The sequence below is a fragment of the Streptomyces sp. 8N114 genome, from assembly GCF_052245835.1.
Lineage (GTDB): Bacteria > Actinomycetota > Actinomycetes > Streptomycetales > Streptomycetaceae > Streptomyces.
This window is the reverse complement of the sequence record NZ_JBQQBT010000037.1, coordinates 25,101-43,054: the sequence shown is the minus strand read 5'-3', so window position 1 is coordinate 43,054 and position 17,954 is coordinate 25,101. Positions and strand designations below refer to the sequence as shown.

Below are 17,954 nucleotides of genomic sequence, written 5' to 3'. Positions count from 1 at the left end.
TTGGTGGGGGGTGGTTTGGCGGGGTCCTCCCCCCCCCCCCCCCCCCAGGCCGCGGAGGCGCACGGGGTGCGGTTCTCCGGGGGCGCGGCCGGGTTCCATCGCACCGGTGCGGCGCTCGACCAGGCCCTCGCGTTGCATCGGCGCGGCACGCTGACCGTGCCGCTGCGTGAGCCGTTGCCGCTTGCCGAAGCGGCGCGGGCCCACGCAGTCGGCGAAGCCGGTGGCCTCGACGCCAAATTGGTGCTCACCACTGCTGGGTAGGGGGTGCCCCTGCCCGGCTCCCGCAGGCTGCGGCAGCGTCGTGGCTTGTCGCGCAGTTCCCCGCGCCCCTGACGGGGCGCGTCTCTCATGCGGCTTGAGCCCGGAGGTCAGGCAGCCTTGTGGGCGATGACCAGGGTGACGTCATGCCCAAGGGAGCGGTGTTCGACGGAGTCGAACCCCGCATCGCGCATCCACGCCGCACACTGCGCGAGGGTGTAGCCCTTTCCGTGCGGGGTCATCAATTGGAGGTTGAGGCTGCGCAGCAAGTTGCGGAGGTAGCTCTCCTCGTCGGGGACGATCACCGGGTCCCACACAAGGAAGGCGCCGCCGGGCCGCACTCCGGCGAAGGCGTTCTTGACCAACTGGGCGCGCTGGTCGTCGTTCCAGTCGACCAGCGCGTGCCCCAGCATCAGCACGTCGGCCTCGGGCAGCGGCCCGGCGAAGAAGTCGCCGCCGTGGAAGCCGAGCTTGCCGGTCATCCCCAGCGCGGCCATGTGCGCTTCGAAGTCGCCCTCCAGCTGCGGCAGGTCGAAGACCCGTGCGTCCAGGTGCGGATGGGCAGCCACCAGCCCGGCAAGTACGTTGCCCCGGCAGCCGCCGAGCTCCAGTACGGAGCCGTACGACGCCCAGTCGAAGACCTCGGTCAGCGCCGGGATCAGCGGCCGGCTGGCGTCCTCGGCCATACCGACCAGTCCGTCCTTCTTCTCCTCGCTGTCGTAGAGCTGGTCGAACATGTCCTCGCCGGAGTACGTCGCCGCCTGCGGCTCGCCGGTCCGCAGCCCCTCGGCCAGCCGCTCCCACGCCGGGTACATCACCCGGTCGGCGAGCTGCAGGAAGCCGCTGAGCGAGGCCGGGTCGCCGGGCACCAACAGCTGTGCCGAGACCGGCGAGTTGGCCCAGGCGCCGTCCGCAGCGCGCTCCAGGAAGCCGAGTTCGGCCAGCGCGGCGAGGAAGTGGTCGCAGCCGCGCGGGTGCAGACCCAGCAGCTCCCGCAGCCGCTCCTCGGACTGCGGGCCCTCGGCCAGCGTGGCGAAGAGGCCGAGCCGCACTCCGGCCAGCACCAGCTTCGCCGGCTGGAAGGCCATGGCCTGACCGAGTACCTGCCCGGCCCGGGCCGTCACATCGTCACCCACGAAGCCACCTCCCGGTCACGAGCCGGCCGTCGAGGGGGCCGCGGCCGAGGCGCGCGCCACCACGTCGTCGAGCACGGCGTCGGGGTCCGCGACGGACGAGGCGTCGGCCGCGGAGCGCCACGAGACGAACGCGTCGGGCCGCACCAGCACGGCGCCGCCGGCGCTCACCCCGTACGCCGTCGCCCAGTCCCGGTCCTGGGGCCGCAGCTCCTCGTCCGGACCGACCGCGTGGGTGCGCAGCGGTACGCCCAGCCGCTCGGCGGCCTTGACCGCCGCCTTCGCCCAGGCGCCGCCGTCGGGGCCGTGCAGCAGGACGAAGTCGTCCCAGAACAGGTCGATGGTGGAGATCGTCTCCGTACCCCCCTTGCCCGAACGGTTCAGCCATACGTGCGGGGCCCGGGTGCCCGGCTCGCCGGTCAGCTCCAGATCGGGGGTGAGGACCTTGGAGCCCTCGGCGCCGACGATGGAGGAGGAGCGGTAGCGGTAGCCGAGCGTGATGATCACGTCGTCGACGAAGTCCTGCCGGTCCTGCTCGGTGGCGTACCCGTGCCGGATCCGGTTGCGCACCAGCGCCTGCTCGGACATCGCGGTGCCCAGCGGACGGCGTTCCGCGTCGTAGGTGTCCAGCAGCGCGTCGGTGCCCCAGCCGGCCTGCACGGCGGCCAGCTTCCAGGACAGGTTGTGCGCGTCGTGGATACCGGTGTTGGCGCCGAAGCCGCCCGCGGGCGGGTGCACATGCGCGGCGTCGCCCGCGAGGAAGACCCGGCCGGCGCGGAACGTCTCGGAGACCAGCTGGGCGCCCTGCCACGGCACCTTGTCCATGATCTCGACGTCGATGTCCTTGCCCGCCGCGCGGCGGACGATCTCCACGCACCGCTCGTCGGTGTAGTCCTCGGGCGTCTCGCCCTTCTCCGGGTAGTAGATCGGCGCCGCCAGCCACGGGTCGCAGCCGTGCAGCCGGGAGAGCCCCATCAGCGAGCCGCCGGCCGAGGCGTAGCACAGGATGAACTTGCGGTCCTTGAGCAGCGTTTCCAGCTCGGGCGCGCGGAAGTAGATGCTCAGCGCGTTGAAGACGGTGCCGCGGCCCACCCTCTCGACGCCCAGCGCCTGCCGGATGCGGCTGCCCGCGCCGTCGGCACCCACCAGATAGTCGGCGCGGATGGTCAGCCGGTTGCCCGTCGCGGCCTCCTCGGCGATGGCGGTGACGCCCTCGTCGTCCGCCTCGAAGGAGATCAGCCGGGTGTTGAAGCGTACGTCGGCGCCGTACTCCTGGGCCTTGGCGACCAGCACCTTTTCGTAGCGGTCCTGGCCGCAGCCCATCACCCGCTCGGGGCTGACGGTGGGGCCGTCCAGCGACGGGGACTCCAGCAGTTCGGCGTTGTCGATGTCGGAGAAGGTGTCGACCTTGATGATCCCGCCCTCGAAGTAGGCGTGTGAGTTGCCCTTCTCCAGCGCGCGGATGTCCTTCCCGAGCCCCGCGGCGCGGAACAGCTCCATCGTGCGGGCCTGCAGGCCGGGGGCGCGGGGAAGCATGGAGGTGCTGTCCCGCTTCTCCAGCAGCATCGTGCGGACCCCACGCCGGCCGCTGAACAGCGCGGTGGAGAGTCCGACGGGACCACCGCCGACGATCAGCACCGGGATCTTCACGTCATACATGCATGTCCCCTCTGAACGGCTGGGCTTGGCCGGTTTCGGCACCCCTGATGAGTAGCCACGGCCCCTTGAGGGCTGCTGGAGATACGGCGGGGGCCGGGGCACCCGGAGCGGTCCGCAGCCGCCCCCACCGCCGTTCGAGGGGCGCTCAACTTCGCGGTGTGACCCTCCCGGGGCGGCCCTGGCGCCAGGCCATGTGCCGTTTCGGAAGGAGTCCTGCGCATGACGCACACCAGCCTGGATGTCAGCACCCCGGCCGGAATCATCCGGCTGAGCAACGCGTTCTGCGACGCGAAGGCGCTGCTGACCGCCGTCGAACTGGGCCTGTTCACCACCCTCGCCGAGAAGGGCCCCTCGACCCAGGAGGAGATCCGCAAGGAGCTGGGTCTGCACGGCCGCGGGCTGAGCGACTGGCTCAACCTGCTGGCGGCGCTGGGTCTGCTCACCCGCGAGGAGGGCGGCAGGTTCGGCAACGCCGAGGGGGCCGGCACCTATCTGGTGCGCGGCCGGAAGACCTACGTCGGCGGTTTCCTGGAGCGCTCCAACCGCAACCTCTACCCCGCCTGGGGAAAGCTGTCCGAGGCACTGCGTACCGGTCAGCAGCAGTCCGGCAGCGACTTCGAGGCAGTCACCAAGAACCCGCAGATCCTGCGGCAGTTCGTCGGCATGATGGACGCCCTCACCCACGTCGTCGGGCCCGAGCTGGTGGGCAAGTTCGACTGGAGCGGCCACAGTTCCGTCCTCGACATCGGCGGCGCCCGCGGCAATCTGTGCTCCCTCATCGTCAAGGCACAGCCGCATCTGCAGGGGCACGTCTTCGACCTGCCGCCCATGGAGCCGCTGTTCGACGAGAAGGTCGCCGAGTACGGGCTGACCGGAAAGGTCACCTTCCACGGCGGCAGCTTCTTCACCGACCCGCTGCCCAGCGCCGACGTCGTCACCCTCGGGCATGTGCTGCACGACTGGGACGAGAAGCAGCGCGGAGAGCTGGTCACCAAGGCGTTCGGTTCCGTCAACCCCGGCGGCGCGCTGCTGATCTACGACCGGATGCTGGACGACGAGCCCGACCACGTCGAGAACCTCGTCATCAGCCTGGACATGCTGCTGGTCACCGACGGTGGCTCCGAGTACCCGGTCTCCGAGGCCGTCGCACACGCCGAGCGCGCCGGGTTCGCCTCCACCGAGGTGCTGCCGCTGAGTGACTACGACACGCTCGTGATCTGCCGCAAGGCCGGCTGAGCGGGCCGCCCGAGGAGAGGAGTCCGTATCCCATGAGCGACCCCAAGGCCGACACTCAGCAGGCCCCCGAGCAGGTGCCGGTGCTCGTCGTCGGAGGCGCGGTGACCGGGCTGTCCACCGCGGTCTTCCTCGGCTGGCACGGCATCCGCTCCCTCGTCGTCGAACGCCACCCCGACACCCTCAGCCACCCGCGCTCGCGCGGCGTCAACCCGCGCACGGTGGAGCTGTACCGGCAGGTCGGGCTGGAGGGCCCGATCTGGTCCGAGGCGAGCCTGGCCACCGACTTCAGCAAGCTGCTGATGATCCGCGCCGAGACCCTCGCGGGCCCCGAGATGTTCAGCGGCCCCACCGACCAGCCCGACCCCACCGGCGGCGTCAGCCCCTGCGAGTGGGCACCGATCGACCAGGACCGGCTCGAACACCTGCTGCGCGGCCGCGCCACCGAGCTGGGCGCCGAGCTGGCCTTCGGTACCGAACTGGTCTCCTTCACCCAGGATGACGACGGAGTCACCGCCGTCCTCCGCAACGTCGCGAGCGGCCAGGAGCGCACCGTGCGCGCCGCGTACCTCGTCGCGGCCGACGGCAGCCGCAGCCCCATCCGTCAGGAGCTGGGCATCGTCGCGGACGGGCCCGGCGAGTTCGCCACCACCCTCTCGGTGCTCTTCGAGGCCGATCTGAGCCAGGCGGCGCGGGGCCGCGACGTCGGCGTCTGCTACCTCGACAAACCCGCGCCCTCCACCATCCTGTTCGCGCACGACGGCAAACAGCGGTGGATCTTCGCCACCGCCATGCCCGAGGGCGAGACGCTGGAGACCATCACCGAGGACGGGGCCGTCGGCCTGGTCCGCGCCGCCATCGGCCAGCCCGACCTGGACGTACGGATCGTTCCCCAGCTGCCCGCGGGCGGCGCCAAGTGGCTGAGCTTCATCATCGGCGCCCAGGTCGCCCGTGAGTACCGCAGGGGGCGGGTCTTCCTCGTCGGCGACGCGGCCCATCTGGTGCCGCCCACCGGCGGGTTCGGAGCCAGCCTCGGCATCCAGGACGCCAACAACCTCGCCTGGAAGCTGGCCGCCGTCCTCGACGGCGAGTCCGGGCCCGAACTGCTGGACACCTACCAGGCGGAGCGCCACCCGGTCGCCTGGATGACGCTCCAGCAGGCCCTCGGCATGATGCAGGAGCGCACCGGCCCCGACGGCGAAGGGGAAGGAGAGGGCCCCGACCCCGCGGAGGCGTACAGCACCACCGTCTTCGGCTACCGCTACGGCGACGGTCCGCCGGTCCCGCCGCACGCCCTGCGCGGCGAGCCGGGCACGCGGGCCCCGCACCTGGAGCTGGACCGCGCCGGCGAGCGGATCTCAGCGCTGGACCTGTACGGCCGCGCGCCCGTGCTCCTCACCGCGGAGGGCGGCGGGCCGTGGGCCGACGCCGCTGCAGCCGTCGCCGCGGAGACCGGAGTGCGGGTGGACGCCCACCGGGTGGGCGGTCCCGGCGCCACGCTGACGGCCTCCGGCGGCCGGACCGTCACCGAGGCGTACGGCATCGGTGCCGACGGCGCCGTCCTCGTCCGCCCGGACGGATTTGTCGCCTGGCGCTCCGAGGGCGCCGCCGCCGACCCGAAGGCGGCCCTGCGGGAGGCGGTGCGCTCGCTGTACCCGCGTACCTGAGCGCCCCCGGCCCGGTTGCGGACAGGGTCCGGCAGCATCCGCGATGCTGCCGGACCCGTTCGCGTGCGGTGAGGTGCGCCGCGGGCGAAGATGATCCCCATGGATATGGCCGAGCTCGTTCTCAAGTATGTCGAGGCCGTGATCTGGCCGTTGGTGACCCTCACGGTGGCCTGGTACCTGCGGGCGTATCTGCGGGAGGCATTCGCCCGTATGACGCGGATCGAAACCCCGGCGGGAGCCATCGAGTTCGAAGCGGAGGCACGGCAACTGCGCGAGCGGGCCGAGGAGATGGGCTCCACCGCCCCGTACGGCTGGACCCAGCAGCCCTGGCCGGCCCCGCCGCCCCAGCAGCAGCCCGTACCGCCCCCGACCGCCCCGGAGCCGACGCCGTTTCCTGGACAGGCCCAGCAGCCCGGACCGGCCCAGCAGCCCGTGCCGCCCCCGGCGACCACGCGGCCCCCGGCGCCCGCGCCGGCTCCCGAGGCCGAACCGGGGCCCGCCTTCGAGCTGGAGCCCGACTTCGACTCGGAGCCCGGGCAGCCGTGGTCGACAGTGGAGCGCGAACCCGGCACGGAGACGCAGCCGAACCCTCCGGCGCCCAAGCCCCTCGCGCCGGCGCCCGGGCCCTTCGCGGCTGCCGCGGTCTTCGGGGAGGCGTGGGAGATTGTCGACTCCTCACCCGTCGGGGCGCTGGCCACCGCATGGGCCACGCTGACGGAACGGCTGCACGCAGCCCTGCCGCCCCTGGCCGACCCGCGCCCCGGCAAGGAGGCACCGGTGCTGCGCCGACGGCTGCTGCTGATCGGCGCGCCGCCGGACACCGTCACCGTCTTCGACGGGCTGCGCCGCCTCCGCGAGACGGCGGTGCGGGACCGGACTCCCGTCACCGCGGGGGCGGCCAGGAACTACATCACCGGCTGCGAACGTCTGATCGAGAAGATCGCCGTCACCCACTAGGGTGTCCGCGTCAGTTGAATCTTCGTCGTACGCAGGGGGCCACCGCATGACCGTCACACCGAAGCCGGACAGCACCGACAAGGCAGCCGTACGGAGCCCGCGGCGCAAGCTGCGCTCCTCGACCGTCGTGCTCGGCAGCATGGGCGCCCTCGCAGTGGCGCTGTCCGGGTATTCGTCCGAGCCGGACCGGCGGTGCGTGGACCCCGACAGCTATGACGCGGTACGCGGTTACCGGGTCCTGCCGCCGAGCCAGTGCGAGACCGGCGGCGGCACCGGGGCCACGGCAGGGACCGCGGCCTTCCCCGCGGCTGCCACCGGGGCCCGTTCCAAGGACGCCCGGAGCGCCGAGGAGCAGGACAAGATCTGGTACTACGGCGGCCACGAGGCGAAGGGCAGGGCCAAGGGCGGCACGTTCATCCACACGGCGGCCGTCGAACGGGCCGGCTTCGGCTGCGACGACGATGACGACGGCGGCAGCAGCGGTGGCGGGTACGGCGGCTGAGGCGGCACGGCGGCGGACGAGAGGAAGAGGAAGCCCCGAGTGGAACGCCGGACCATCGCTCCCCGTCCCAACTGGCAGGAGATCGTCGAGGAGCAGGGCTGCATCTACCCGCTGACGCGGTACCCCGACGGTTCGCTGCGCCCGTACTGGGACGAGAGCGCCTACTACACCTTCACCCTTCCCGAGGTGGAAGCACTGGAAGAGGTCGTGGAGGAGCTGCATGGCATGTGTCTGCGGGCCGCCGCGCACATCGTGGAGGCGGGCCGGTTCGCGGACCTGGGCATCACCGACCCGGCCCTGGTGGACCGCGTCGCGGAGAGCTGGCGGCGGCGTGCCGAACTGCCCAGCCTCTACGGCAGGTTCGACCTGCGCTACGACGGGAGCGGCGGCCCGGCGAAGCTGCTGGAGTACAACGCGGACACTCCCACCTCGCTGGTGGAGGCGGCCTCCCCGCAGTGGTTCTGGATGGAAGAGTGCTTTCCCGGCGCCGACCAGTGGAACTCCCTGCACGAGCGGCTGGTCGACGTATGGAAGAAGCAGGCGGCGCTGCTGCCGCCGGGCGCGCCCGTGCACTTCGCCCACTCGGCGCGCGACGAGCTGGGCGAGGACCTGATGACCGTCGCCTACCTCCAGGAGACGGCCGAGCAGGCGGGTCTGGAGACCGTCGCCATACCGATGGAGCAGATCGGCTGGGACCGGCTGTCGGGCCGGTTCGTCGACCAGCGGCTGAAGTTCGTCCGCGCCTGCTTCAAGCTCTACCCGTGGGAGTGGCTGGCCTCGGACCGGTTCGGCCCTCACGTGCTGGAGACCCTCGACAACGGGGGCGGCACCGGCACCACGCTGTGGATAGAACCGGCGTGGAAGATGCTGCTGTCCAACAAGGCGCTGCTGGCCATCCTGTGGGAGCTGTTCCCCGGCCACCCCAACCTGCTGCCCGCCTATCTGGACGGGCCGCGCGAGCTGGCGCGGACGACCGGGTGGGCGGCCAAGCCGCTGCTGGGCCGCGAGGGCGCGGGCGTCACCCTGCACGAACCGGGCGCCGAGCCGGCGGTACGGGACGAGCCGTGCTGCTACCAGGCCCTGTGCCCGCTGCCGGACTTCGACGGCAACCGGACGGTGCTCGGCACCTGGGTCGTGGACGGTGAGGCGGCAGGGCTGGGCATCCGCGAGTCCGCGGGCCTCGTCACGGACGAGTACGCACGGTTCCTGCCGCACGTCATCTTGTAGCGGGCAACCCAAGCGAAACGAAACCGTTTCGCTTGGGGTATGCTCGCGAGTAGTACGAAACCGTTTCGTACCGCTGGGAGGTGCCAGAATGGTGTCTGTGGCAACGACGCGGCGTAGCAGAATCACACCCGAGCGCGAGGCGGAGCTCTACGAGACCGTGCTCCGGCTGCTGCGTGAGGTGGGCTACGACGCGCTGACGATGGACGCCGTCGCCGCCGGTACGCACTCCAGCAAAGCCACCCTCTACCGCCAGTGGGGCAGCAAGCCGGAGCTGGTCGCGCGGGCGCTCAAGCACAACAAGCCCGGGCCCGAGCCCGCCGTCGTCGACACCGGATCCCTGCGCGGCGATCTCATGGAGATCGTCGTGGGCGGGTTCGACGACTGCCGGATCGAGCAGGACACCGCGCTCATGCGCGGGATCGGCCGCGCGGCGCACGACAACCCCGATCTGCTCCGCGCCCTGCGGGAGTTGCTGATCGAGCCGGCCTTGGCAGATACGCGCATCCTGCTGGACCGTGCCGTGGAACGAGATGAGATCCGCGCGGACAACCCCGCGGTCGACTTCGTGCTGCACATGTTCCTCGGGGCGCTGATCACCGGCGAGCTGATCGAGGAGAAGCCGGTTACCCAGGCGTTCCTGGTCAACTACCTCGACGCTGTCGTGCTGCCCGCTCTGCGCGCCTGACACCGGCACCCTCTTCCGTCTCCACCTTCCACGGGACCCGTGCGTCCACTGGTGTGCGCCGGCGCCCGTCCGTGTTCCCTCACCACGACTGGAGTCCGACCTCGTGGCCACATACCTGTACAAGCTGGGCCGGTTCGCCTTCCGGCGGCGCGGCCTGGTCGCCCTGCTGTGGGTGGTGCTGCTCGGCATAGCCGGGGCGGCCGCCGCCGGCGCTCCGACGGCGACCGCCACCTCGTTCTCGATCCCCGGCACGGAGGCACAGAAGGCGTTCGACCTGCTGGAGGACCGCTTCCCCGGGGCGAAGGCCGACGGCGCCACCGCCCGGGTCGTCTTCAAGGCCCCGGGCAACGAGAAGATCACCGACCCGGAGAACAAGGCGGACATCAACCGGGTCGTCGGCGATCTCAAGTCCGGCTCGGATCAAGTGGCGCGCGTCGCCGACCCGTTCACCGCCAAGGCCGTCAGCAAGGACGGCTCGACCGCCTATGTGTCGGTCTCCTACGACGTCAGCTCGATGGAGCTGACCGACGACACCCGTACGGCGCTGGAGAAGACCGGTGAGAAGGCCCGCGACAGCGGGATGACGGTGGAGATCGGCGGCGATGCGCTGACCGCCGTCCCCAAGACCGGCTCCGGCGAGGTGATCGGCGTGGCCGTTGCCGCCGTCGTGCTGGTCATCACCTTCGGCTCGCTCGTCGCCGCGGGGCTGCCGCTGCTGACCGCGCTGATCGGGGTGGGCATCGGTGTCTCCGCCATCACCGCGCTCGCCAGTGTGCTGGACCTGGGCAGCACCACCTCCATCCTGGCGATGATGATCGGCCTGGCGGTCGGTATCGACTACGCCCTGTTCGTCCTCTCCCGCTACCGCGCCGAGCTTGCCGAGGGACGCGCGCGGGAGGAGGCCGCGGGCCGAGCCGTGGGCACGGCCGGCTCCGCCGTGGTCTTCGCCGGGCTGACCGTCATCATCGCGCTGGTCGGGCTGGCCGTCGTCAACATCCCGATGCTCACCAAGATGGGCGTCGCCGCGGCCGGGACCGTCGCGATCGCGGTGCTGGTCGCGCTCACCCTCGTCCCCGCGCTGATGGGTTTCGCGGGCAAGCGGGTGCTGGGCCGCAAGGCACGCAAGGCGGCGGCCGAAGAGAGCCCGGACGGCGGCGGCAAGGAGAACGCCGGAACCCGGTGGGCGCGGTTCGTGCAGCGGCGTCCGGTCGCGGTGCTGCTGGCGGGCGTGATCGGCCTCGGCGTCATCGCCGTCCCCGCCACCTCGCTCGAACTGGGCCTGCCCGACGACGGCTCGCAGCCCACGAGCACCACCCAGCGCAAGGCGTACGACCTCCTGTCGGACGGCTTCGGGCCCGGGTTCAACGGCCCGCTGATGCTCGCCGTCGACGCACAGGGCAGCGACGATCCGCAGTCCGCCGTGAACCGCACCGTGCGGGAGATCTCCCGGCTGGACGGTGTTGCAGCCAGCACGCCGCCGAAGTTCAACAAGGCGGGCGACACCGCCATGGTGACCGTCGTCCCGGACTCCGAGCCGTCCTCGGCGCGGACCGAGGAGCTGGTGCACTCCATCCGGGACACCGGCGCCGACCTGCGCACCGACACCGGAGCCCACGTCCTGGTCACCGGCACGACGGCGATGAACATCGACGTGTCGCAGAAGCTCAACGACGCGCTGCTGCCCTACCTCGCACTGGTCGTGGGCCTGGCGTTCCTGCTGCTGATGGTCGTCTTCCGCTCGGTGCTGGTGCCGCTGAAGGCTGCGCTCGGCTTCCTGCTGTCGGTCGTCGCGGCACTCGGCGCGGTGGTCGCGGTCTTCCAATGGGGCTGGCTCGGCGGCCCGTTCGGGGTCGAGGAGACCGGGCCCGTGATGTCGATGATGCCCATCTTCATGGTGGGCGTGGTCTTCGGCCTCGCCATGGACTACGAGGTCTTCCTCGTGACCCGGATGCGCGAGGCGTATGTCCACGGGGAGCCGGCGCGCGAGGCCGTCGTCACCGGGTTCCGGCACGGGGCACGCGTGGTCACCGCCGCCGCCGTCATCATGATAGCCGTCTTCGCCGGGTTCATCGGCTCCAGCGAGGCCATGGTCAAGATGATCGGGTTCGGCCTGGCCGTCGCCGTCGTCTTCGACGCCTTCGTGGTGCGGATGACCCTCGTGCCCGCCGTGCTCAGCCTGCTGGGCAAGCGCGCCTGGTGGCTGCCGCGATGGCTCGCCCGGGTCCTGCCCGACGTCGACATCGAGGGCGACAAGCTGCGCGACGCCGGGCCCGGGGCAGCCGTGCCGGCCCAGCTCGCGGAGCCCGACGCCGACCGGGACCCCCGGGTGACCACCGGAAGCTGACCCCGGGGGAGGGGGCCGAGGCCGCGGCCAGGTGGGCGGCAAGGCGTCCGGCCCTCTGGCCCGGACCGGTGCCGGGTCAGAGGGCCGGATCAGGGAGAACGACCGGCTAGCGGATGCTCGGCGTGCCCTTGAGCTCCTTGGTCATGGCGCCCTTCCCGTCATTGTTGATGTTGTAGGAGATGATTCCGTCGGTGGTCCAGCCGCCCTTGAAAGAGGAGGACGTGTTGAAGCCGGCCGAGGTCGTGTGGACCCGGCCGCCGTTCGGGATGTCCCACGGCTTCGTCCGGGACTTGACGGTCGAACCGTTCCGCTCCAGGTGGTAGATGATCTTGAAGGAGTCGAACCGCTTACCGCCCGATATGTGGACCCCTTCAAGCTGGACCTGGACCTTCGAGTTGAGGGTGGTCGAGTTGATGCGGCTCACGCACAGCTCGGCGTAGCCCTCCATGTCCGGGTTGCCGGGCAGGTTGAAGGAGAGGCTCGTCCGGTTGCACTCGGTGGACGCGGCCTGGGCCGTCCCGGACCCTGTCACCGTGACGAGCGCGGCAGCGACTGCCGCGATCGCGAGCGCGGACGTTCCCTTGCGCATGTGGATCTCCGTGTGGTCGAAAGAGGTGGTCGGTCAAAAGGTGAGACGCGGCCATACATGCGGAGTTGGTCTGGATCCCCCGTATATGCCGCTGGCGTATCTTCTTCGAGTGCCGTGCTCACTGGCGTTGTTCTGCGCAGACCGTTACCCACCTGCGATACTCGCGCCGTCGGCCCTGCCCCTGCACCAGCCGCGGCAATCCGGACCGCCGGGTAACCACCAGCTGACACGCGGGGCACCCGGGCACCACGAAAGGGCCCCCGTCCGGGGGCCCTTCATCGTCGCGGCCGGTCCGTGGGCGCGGGGAGGCGGACGACGGACCGGCCGTGGGCTACTCCTCCGTGACGCGGATGGACTTGGTGGGGCAGCCGCGCGCCGCGCGCCGAACCTCTTCGTGGAGCTCCCCCGAAGGGGTCTCGTCGAGGACGACGACCAACCCGTCCTCGTCCTGGTCGAAAACGCCGGGCAGCCGGTACACGCACAGGCTGCTGACCGCACAGGTCTCGGAGTTCGCCGTCACTCGGAGCATGTCACCACTCCACGGGGATCTCGGTGAAGCCTTCCATGAATCCGCCCAGCGCCCGCGGCAGTTCCTCGGCTGGCGCCGCCAGCCGGATGCCGGGGAAGCGCCGCAGCAGCGACTCCGTGGCCACCTGGAGCTCCATCCGGGCCAGCGCGGCGCCCACGCAGTAGTGGATGCCGGCGCCGAACGTCATGTGGTGGTTCTCCTGGCGGCGGATGTCCAGCTCGAAGGGCTCGTCGAAGACCTCGGGGTCCATGTTGGCCCCCTCCTCCGACAGCAGCACGCTGGTCCCCTTCTTGATGACCGAGCCGTCGGAGAGGGGGATGTCCTCGACGGCGTACCGCATGGTGCCGACCGAGGAACCCATGATCTGGGTGCGCAGCAGCTCCTCCACCGTGGAGGGCACCAGCGACCAGTCCGCCTGGATCTCCCGCACCAGCTCCGGGTGGTGCAGCAGCACAGCGGTGCCGGTGCCGATCTGGCTGGCGGTGGTCACATAGCCGGCGATGAGCAGCCCCTGGCACCAGAAGTGCAGCTCGTGGTCGTTGAGCCGGTTGTCCTCCTCGTCGCGGACCCGGATCAGCTCGCTGACCAGGTCGTCACCGGGCTCGGCCCGCTTGGCGTCGATCAGGTCGCCCAGGTACTTCCACAGGTTCTGCCGGCACTGTCCGACCTCCTCGGGCTGCAGCTTGGTGACGGACAGGAACCCGTCCACATAGGTGCGGAACTGGTCCCGGTCCTCTGCCGGGACGCCCAGCAGCTTGCAGATCACCTTGATCGGCAGCGGGAAGGCCAGCGCCTCGTTCAGCTCCACCGGCTGCGGCCCGGCCGCCATCTCGTCCAGCAGCTCGTCGGCGACCTGCTGAACGTACGGCCGCAGGGCCTCGATCCGGCGGGCGGTGAACGCCTTGGTCACCAGCGAGCGCACCTGGGTGTGCTTGGGCGGGTCCGGGTCGATCTCCGGGTCCATGAACAGGTCGTTGTCCTTGGAGATCCGCGCGCAGTCGGGCCGCGCGATGTTCCGGGACAGACGCTTGTCGGCGAACAGGGCGCGCACGTCCTTGTAACGGGTCACGAGCGTCGCCACGTCCCCGCTCGGCAGCGTCACCTCCATCGCGGAGCTGCCGTGCACGTGCCGCAGCGCTTCGGGCACCTGCATGGGCGGGGTCCAGGCGAACGGATACCTGGGCGGGGTCTGAGTGCTCACGGTTGTCCCTTCGGGTTGCGGTGATCAGGTGCGGGAGACGGGCGTGCTGTACGGGGCGAGCCGCAGGGAGCGCGTCATACGGGCCACTCCGGGCGCTCCCAGGCCGCTTCGGCGAACGCCCACTCGTGCCGGATGCCGATACGGAAGTGCTCGACCAGCCGCGCTTCTTCGGCCGGTGACGCGGTCTTGCCCAGCTCGTCGGCCAGCCCCATGAAGGCCCGCACCGCGTAGCCGTAGCCCTCGCCCGGGTGGTAGACCTCGATCCACTTCGCGTACCGGGAGCCTGCCGAGCGGCGCTCCAGCAGATCGTTGGAGACCTGGAAGTTGAACCACACCATCGGCAGCAGCGCCCCGACGCCCGCGGCGTACGAGGCCGCGCTGGAGGCGTTGAAGAACGCACAGTGCGCATGGGTGACCGGGCCCGCGGGCGGCATCCCGCCGGCCGGCGCCGGCAGCCCCAGCCCGTCCGCCAGTTCCGCGTACTTCTCCCGCAGCCGGTCGCGGGCCTCCAGCGTGCCGGTGATCGAGCGGCCCAGCAGCGCTGTGTGCGCGTCCCGTTCGGCAGCTGCCGCCGTACGGGCCAGCGCCCGCGCGTACGCGGGCAGCAGATGCCCCGTGTCCTGTTCCACGAAGTACGTCAGTGACTCGCCCGGCAGGGAGCCGTCCCGCAGCCCCGACCAGAACGGGTGGGCCAGCACCTTCTCCAGCACCGGCGCGGCCAGCTCCTTCAGCTGATCACTCAGCGGCATCGATCTCGCCCCTCTCCGTTCGCTCTCACAGATCCAGCCGGACGCGGTAGTGGCGCAGCCACGCGTCGAGCTGGAGGACCATCTCGACGTTGCGGCGCTCTCCCCACCCGTCCACGGCGATCGGCCGGTCCTCGGCGGCCAGCTCGGCGCAGGCGGGCCCGTCCAGCAGCGGCCGTACGGGGCTGGCCGGATCGGCGACGACCGCGTTGAAGCGCCGCCGCAGCACCTGCCCGTAGTGCGGGTCCTGGGTGATCGGGAAGGGGCTCTTACGGCGCTGGGTCACCGACTCGGGCAGCAGGTCGGCAACGGCCGAGCGCAGCACGCTCTTCTCGCGGCCGTCCGCCGTCTTCATCGCCCAGGGGATGTTGTAGACGTACTCCACCAGCCGGTGGTCGCAGTAGGGCACCCGCAGCTCCAGTCCGACGGCCATGCTCAGCCGGTCGTCGCGGGAGAGCAGCAGCGGCAGCCAGCGCGTCAGATGCGCGTGGCCGACCCGCCGCATGACCCGCTCGGTCCCCGACTCGCCGGGCACGTCGGGCACTTCGGCAACCGTCTCCGACCAGCGCTGTGCCGAGTAGCCGGGAACGTCGATCTTGCGCAGCAGCCCCGGGTCCAGCAGCCCGGTGCTCATCCCGTGCGGTGCCACCCGCAGCCCCATCGTCACCCAGGGGAAGTTGGCGGTGTCCACCAGCGTCGGGTCGCGGAAGGACTGGTAGCCGCCGAAGAGTTCGTCGGCGACCTCGCCCATCAGCGCCACCGTGGAGCGCTGCCGTACCGCGCGCAGCAGCAGATACAGCGAGCGGTCCATGTCGGGGATCGGCCGGGGCAGATCCTGGGCGCGCAGCGCTGCCGCGTCCACCACATCGTCGGCCAGATCGGCGGTACGCAGTACGACAGGCTCGTGGTCGGTGCCCACATGCCGGGCGACCTCGGCCGCGTACGGGGCGTCCGGGTCCTCGTGCCAGAAGTCCTTGCGGAACCGCTCCGTGTGCCCCTCGAAGTCCACGGCGAAGGTACGCGGCCGTCCGGCGCCCGCGCTGGCCGCGAAGGCGGCCAGCGCGCTGGAGTCGACACCGCCCGACAGCAGCGTGCACAGCGGTACGTCGGCGACCAGGTGATCGCTGACCGACTCCTGGAGCAGCCCACGCACCGTCTCGACAGTGCGCTCCAGCGTGTCCGGGTGCTCGTGGTCGGGCAGCGACCAGTACCGCGACTCGCTCAGCACCGCACCGCCGGCACCCTCCCTGAGCACCGCCGTATGCCCGGCCGGCAGCTCCCGGATGCCGCGGTAGACGGCATGCCCCGGGGTGGCGATGTAGGCCAGCAGCTCGGCCAGCCCCTCCGCGTCGACCACGCACTCCAGCCACGGGTGTGCCAGCAGCGCCTTGGGCTCGGAGCCGAAGAGGAGACCGTGCGCCGTGCGCGCGTAGTACAGCGGCTTGATGCCGAGCCGGTCGCGGGCCAGCAGCAGGCGGCGGGCGCGCGGGTCCCAGACGGCGAACGCGAACATACCATCCAGTCGGTCTGCGCACCCCTCCCCCCACTCCAGATAGGCCCGCAGCACCACTTCGGTGTCCCCGGCGGTGCGGAACCGGTGCCCGAGAGCCATCAACCGGTCCCGCACCTCGCGGTAGTTGTAGATCTCACCGTTGTGCACCAGTACCGCGAGGGTGCGCCCGTCGTGCTCTGCGGTCATCGGCTGGGTGGAGTCGTCGACGTCGATGACGGCGAGCCTGCGGTGCCCCAGCGCGGCGTCCGCGTCCGTCCACACCGCCTCGTCGTCCGGGCCGCGGTTGGCGAGGGTGCCCGCCATCGCCCGTACGGTGCTGCCCTCCTCGCTCATCTCCCGCGCGAAGTCGATCCAGCCCGCTATGCCGCACATGCGACCACCCGCTCCGCCAACTCGCCGACGACCGTGGCGGGTGCGGGCTGCTCCAGCATTCCGTCGCGCAGCGTCCGCGCCGCCTCGCGCCGCCCGGCGCCCTGTTCGCGGTCCAGCAGCCCGGCCGCCTCCGCGCGGAGCCGCTCGGCGCTCGCCTCGTCCCTGGTGAGCACCTCACCCGCGCCGGTCGCCAGCACCCGCGCCGCGTGCCCGGCGTGGTCCGGCAACTGGGGTACGAGCAGCAGCGGCAGGCCCGCGCGCAGCGCGGTGAGCACGGTGCCGGCGCCGCCGTGCGCGACCACCAGATCCGCGCTGCCCAGCAGCGTGTGCAGCGGCGCGTCGAGCACCACCCGTACCCCGTCGGGCACCTCGCCCAGCAGTGGCCGCTGCGCCGCGGTGACGGCCAGTACGACCTCCGTGCCCGGCAGTGCGGCCAGCGCCCGCGCGGCGTGCCCGGCCAGGAACAGCGCGGGATCCAGCCGCGCCATCGTGTGCCCCCAGGTGATCACGACCCTGCGGTGGCCGCTGCGCGGCAGGGGCAGCGGCGGATCGGGCGGGGTGCCGGGCCCGTTGAACGGCACGTACCGCATGGGCACCCGGGGGTGCTCCGCCGGGGCGGGGGCCTGGAACCCCGGCGGGCAAGGGTCGATGGTGAAGTCCCCGAACGGGTGGTAGCCCTCCGGGTCCACGCCCACCCGCTCGGCCAGCGGCGCCAGCGCGCCCGGCAGCAGCGGGCGGGCCCGCGCCATCAGATCGGCGCCGTACAGCAGCCGCACGGCCGGAATCCCCGCGGCGGCGGCAGCCAGCGGGCCCGCCAGCGCCGTCGGCTCGGACACCACCACATCGGCGCCCCACCCACGGGCCGTCTCCGTCACCCCGTCGACCATGGAGTCGGCGTGCGCGGTGAACATCTGCAGCGCCCGCGGCCCCTTGCCGCCACGCGGCGCCCGCTGGTCGCCGGTGGGGTCGTCCTTGCTGGGCAGCACATAGCCGCGCACCATGCCGACCCCGTCGACGTCCTTGCCGACGGCGGTGCCCGGCAGCCCGGTCCGCTCGATGAGGGGCAGCAGTTCCGGCTGGCTGACGACCAGCACCTCGTGCCCCGCACTGCGGCAGGCCCACGCCAGCGGCACCAGTGCGTACAGATGAGAGGGCCAGGCCCAGGTGGTGAAAAGTACCCGCATCGCAGCCCCAAACCCTTCCGCCGCCGACTCCTGACGATCCAGACGGTGACCCAGCGCCCTAGGGGAGGGGTCGGCGCTCGCTAGAGCCCGCGGTGCTCTTCTTGCGGAGCAGTGCCCTCTTCGCGGAGCAGTGCTCTCATCCCGGAGCGGGGCTC

Annotated in this window: 16 protein-coding genes; 8 read left to right on the top strand and 8 right to left on the bottom strand. The window is 71.5% G+C overall.

Translation table 11 applies throughout. From position 1 onward, the window contains the following. Nucleotides 1–66 precede the first annotated feature (66 nt). Complete coding sequence (locus tag ACTWQF_RS35200) at nucleotides 67–261, top strand: hypothetical protein (protein ID WP_443283834.1); 195 nt, start codon at nucleotides 67–69, stop codon at nucleotides 259–261. 107 nt (nucleotides 262–368) lie between these two features. On the opposite strand, the gene ACTWQF_RS35195 is transcribed toward ACTWQF_RS35200, so the two are convergent. Then, nucleotides 369–1,394 carry a methyltransferase gene (locus ACTWQF_RS35195; protein WP_443283833.1) on the bottom strand — a complete coding sequence of 342 codons (1,026 nt, stop codon included), beginning with the start codon at nucleotides 1,392–1,394 and terminating at the stop codon, nucleotides 369–371. Between the two features lie 15 nt (nucleotides 1,395–1,409). Further along, nucleotides 1,410–3,050: an FAD-dependent monooxygenase gene (locus ACTWQF_RS35190; RefSeq protein ID WP_443283832.1), complete on the bottom strand. Its 1,641-nt coding sequence runs from the start codon at nucleotides 3,048–3,050 to the stop codon at nucleotides 1,410–1,412. Nucleotides 3,051–3,269: 219 nt separating this feature from the next. On the opposite strand from ACTWQF_RS35190, the gene ACTWQF_RS35185 reads away from it, so the two are divergent. The 7 genes from ACTWQF_RS35185 to ACTWQF_RS35155 all read left to right on the top strand — a co-directional run bounded on the left by ACTWQF_RS35185 (nucleotide 3,270) and on the right by ACTWQF_RS35155 (nucleotide 11,665). After that, nucleotides 3,270–4,286, top strand: a complete 1,017-nt coding sequence (locus ACTWQF_RS35185; protein WP_443283831.1) for a methyltransferase — start codon at nucleotides 3,270–3,272, stop codon at nucleotides 4,284–4,286. A 32-nt stretch (nucleotides 4,287–4,318) separates the two neighbouring features. Continuing rightward, nucleotides 4,319–5,950, top strand: a complete 1,632-nt coding sequence (locus ACTWQF_RS35180) for an FAD-dependent monooxygenase (protein WP_443283830.1) — start codon at nucleotides 4,319–4,321, stop codon at nucleotides 5,948–5,950. Nucleotides 5,951–6,040: 90 nt separating this feature from the next. Next, on the top strand, nucleotides 6,041–6,907 hold the full coding sequence (locus ACTWQF_RS35175; protein ID WP_443283829.1) for a hypothetical protein: 867 nt from the start codon (nucleotides 6,041–6,043) through the stop codon (nucleotides 6,905–6,907). A gap of 46 nt (nucleotides 6,908–6,953) precedes the next feature. Next, a complete protein-coding gene (locus ACTWQF_RS35170; protein WP_443283828.1) occupies nucleotides 6,954–7,409 on the top strand; it encodes a hypothetical protein in 456 nt (151 codons plus the stop codon). Between the two features lie 39 nt (nucleotides 7,410–7,448). After that, on the top strand, nucleotides 7,449–8,636 hold the full coding sequence (locus tag ACTWQF_RS35165) for a glutathionylspermidine synthase family protein (RefSeq protein WP_443283827.1): 1,188 nt from the start codon (nucleotides 7,449–7,451) through the stop codon (nucleotides 8,634–8,636). An 88-nt stretch (nucleotides 8,637–8,724) separates the two neighbouring features. Then, nucleotides 8,725–9,321 carry a TetR/AcrR family transcriptional regulator gene (locus ACTWQF_RS35160; RefSeq protein ID WP_443283826.1) on the top strand — a complete coding sequence of 199 codons (597 nt, stop codon included), beginning with the start codon at nucleotides 8,725–8,727 and terminating at the stop codon, nucleotides 9,319–9,321. A gap of 103 nt (nucleotides 9,322–9,424) precedes the next feature. Next, complete coding sequence (locus ACTWQF_RS35155; RefSeq protein WP_443283825.1) at nucleotides 9,425–11,665, top strand: MMPL family transporter; 2,241 nt, start codon at nucleotides 9,425–9,427, stop codon at nucleotides 11,663–11,665. Between the two features lie 106 nt (nucleotides 11,666–11,771). Here the strand turns inward: ACTWQF_RS35155 and ACTWQF_RS35150 are convergent, their stop codons facing one another. The 6 genes from ACTWQF_RS35150 to ACTWQF_RS35125 all read right to left on the bottom strand — a co-directional run bounded on the left by ACTWQF_RS35150 (nucleotide 11,772) and on the right by ACTWQF_RS35125 (nucleotide 17,799). Beyond that, on the bottom strand, nucleotides 11,772–12,254 hold the full coding sequence (locus ACTWQF_RS35150; protein ID WP_443283824.1) for a hypothetical protein: 483 nt from the start codon (nucleotides 12,252–12,254) through the stop codon (nucleotides 11,772–11,774). 331 nt (nucleotides 12,255–12,585) lie between these two features. Beyond that, nucleotides 12,586–12,783, bottom strand: coding sequence for a ferredoxin (locus tag ACTWQF_RS35145; RefSeq protein WP_443283823.1), 198 nt, complete (start codon nucleotides 12,781–12,783; stop codon nucleotides 12,586–12,588). A gap of 1 nt (nucleotide 12,784) precedes the next feature. After that, nucleotides 12,785–13,984: a cytochrome P450 gene (locus tag ACTWQF_RS35140; protein ID WP_443283822.1), complete on the bottom strand. Its 1,200-nt coding sequence runs from the start codon at nucleotides 13,982–13,984 to the stop codon at nucleotides 12,785–12,787. 74 nt (nucleotides 13,985–14,058) lie between these two features. Then, nucleotides 14,059–14,733, bottom strand: coding sequence for a TenA family protein (locus ACTWQF_RS35135; RefSeq protein ID WP_443283821.1), 675 nt, complete (start codon nucleotides 14,731–14,733; stop codon nucleotides 14,059–14,061). A 25-nt stretch (nucleotides 14,734–14,758) separates the two neighbouring features. Next, on the bottom strand, nucleotides 14,759–16,615 hold the full coding sequence (gene asnB, locus ACTWQF_RS35130) for an asparagine synthase (glutamine-hydrolyzing) (RefSeq protein WP_443283820.1): 1,857 nt from the start codon (nucleotides 16,613–16,615) through the stop codon (nucleotides 14,759–14,761). After that, a complete protein-coding gene (locus ACTWQF_RS35125; protein ID WP_443283819.1) occupies nucleotides 16,603–17,799 on the bottom strand; it encodes a nucleotide disphospho-sugar-binding domain-containing protein in 1,197 nt (398 codons plus the stop codon). The genes asnB and ACTWQF_RS35125 overlap by 13 nt, the downstream gene beginning before the upstream one ends. Between the last annotated feature and the right edge of the window lie 155 nt (nucleotides 17,800–17,954).

Coding starts and splice junctions, on each gene's coding strand:
- ACTWQF_RS35190 (WP_443283832.1), bottom strand. CDS start 3,050: ATGTATGACGTGAAGATCCCGGTGCTGATCGTCGGCGGTGGTCCCGTC.
- ACTWQF_RS35185 (WP_443283831.1), top strand. CDS start 3,270: ATGACGCACACCAGCCTGGATGTCAGCACCCCGGCCGGAATCATCCGG.
- ACTWQF_RS35180 (WP_443283830.1), top strand. CDS start 4,319: ATGAGCGACCCCAAGGCCGACACTCAGCAGGCCCCCGAGCAGGTGCCG.
- ACTWQF_RS35175 (WP_443283829.1), top strand. CDS start 6,041: ATGATCCCCATGGATATGGCCGAGCTCGTTCTCAAGTATGTCGAGGCC.
- ACTWQF_RS35170 (WP_443283828.1), top strand. CDS start 6,954: ATGACCGTCACACCGAAGCCGGACAGCACCGACAAGGCAGCCGTACGG.
- ACTWQF_RS35160 (WP_443283826.1), top strand. CDS start 8,725: ATGGTGTCTGTGGCAACGACGCGGCGTAGCAGAATCACACCCGAGCGC.
- ACTWQF_RS35150 (WP_443283824.1), bottom strand. CDS start 12,254: ATGCGCAAGGGAACGTCCGCGCTCGCGATCGCGGCAGTCGCTGCCGCG.
- ACTWQF_RS35145 (WP_443283823.1), bottom strand. CDS start 12,783: ATGCTCCGAGTGACGGCGAACTCCGAGACCTGTGCGGTCAGCAGCCTG.
- ACTWQF_RS35135 (WP_443283821.1), bottom strand. CDS start 14,733: ATGCCGCTGAGTGATCAGCTGAAGGAGCTGGCCGCGCCGGTGCTGGAG.
- asnB (WP_443283820.1), bottom strand. CDS start 16,615: ATGTGCGGCATAGCGGGCTGGATCGACTTCGCGCGGGAGATGAGCGAG.
- ACTWQF_RS35125 (WP_443283819.1), bottom strand. CDS start 17,799: ATGCGGGTACTTTTCACCACCTGGGCCTGGCCCTCTCATCTGTACGCA.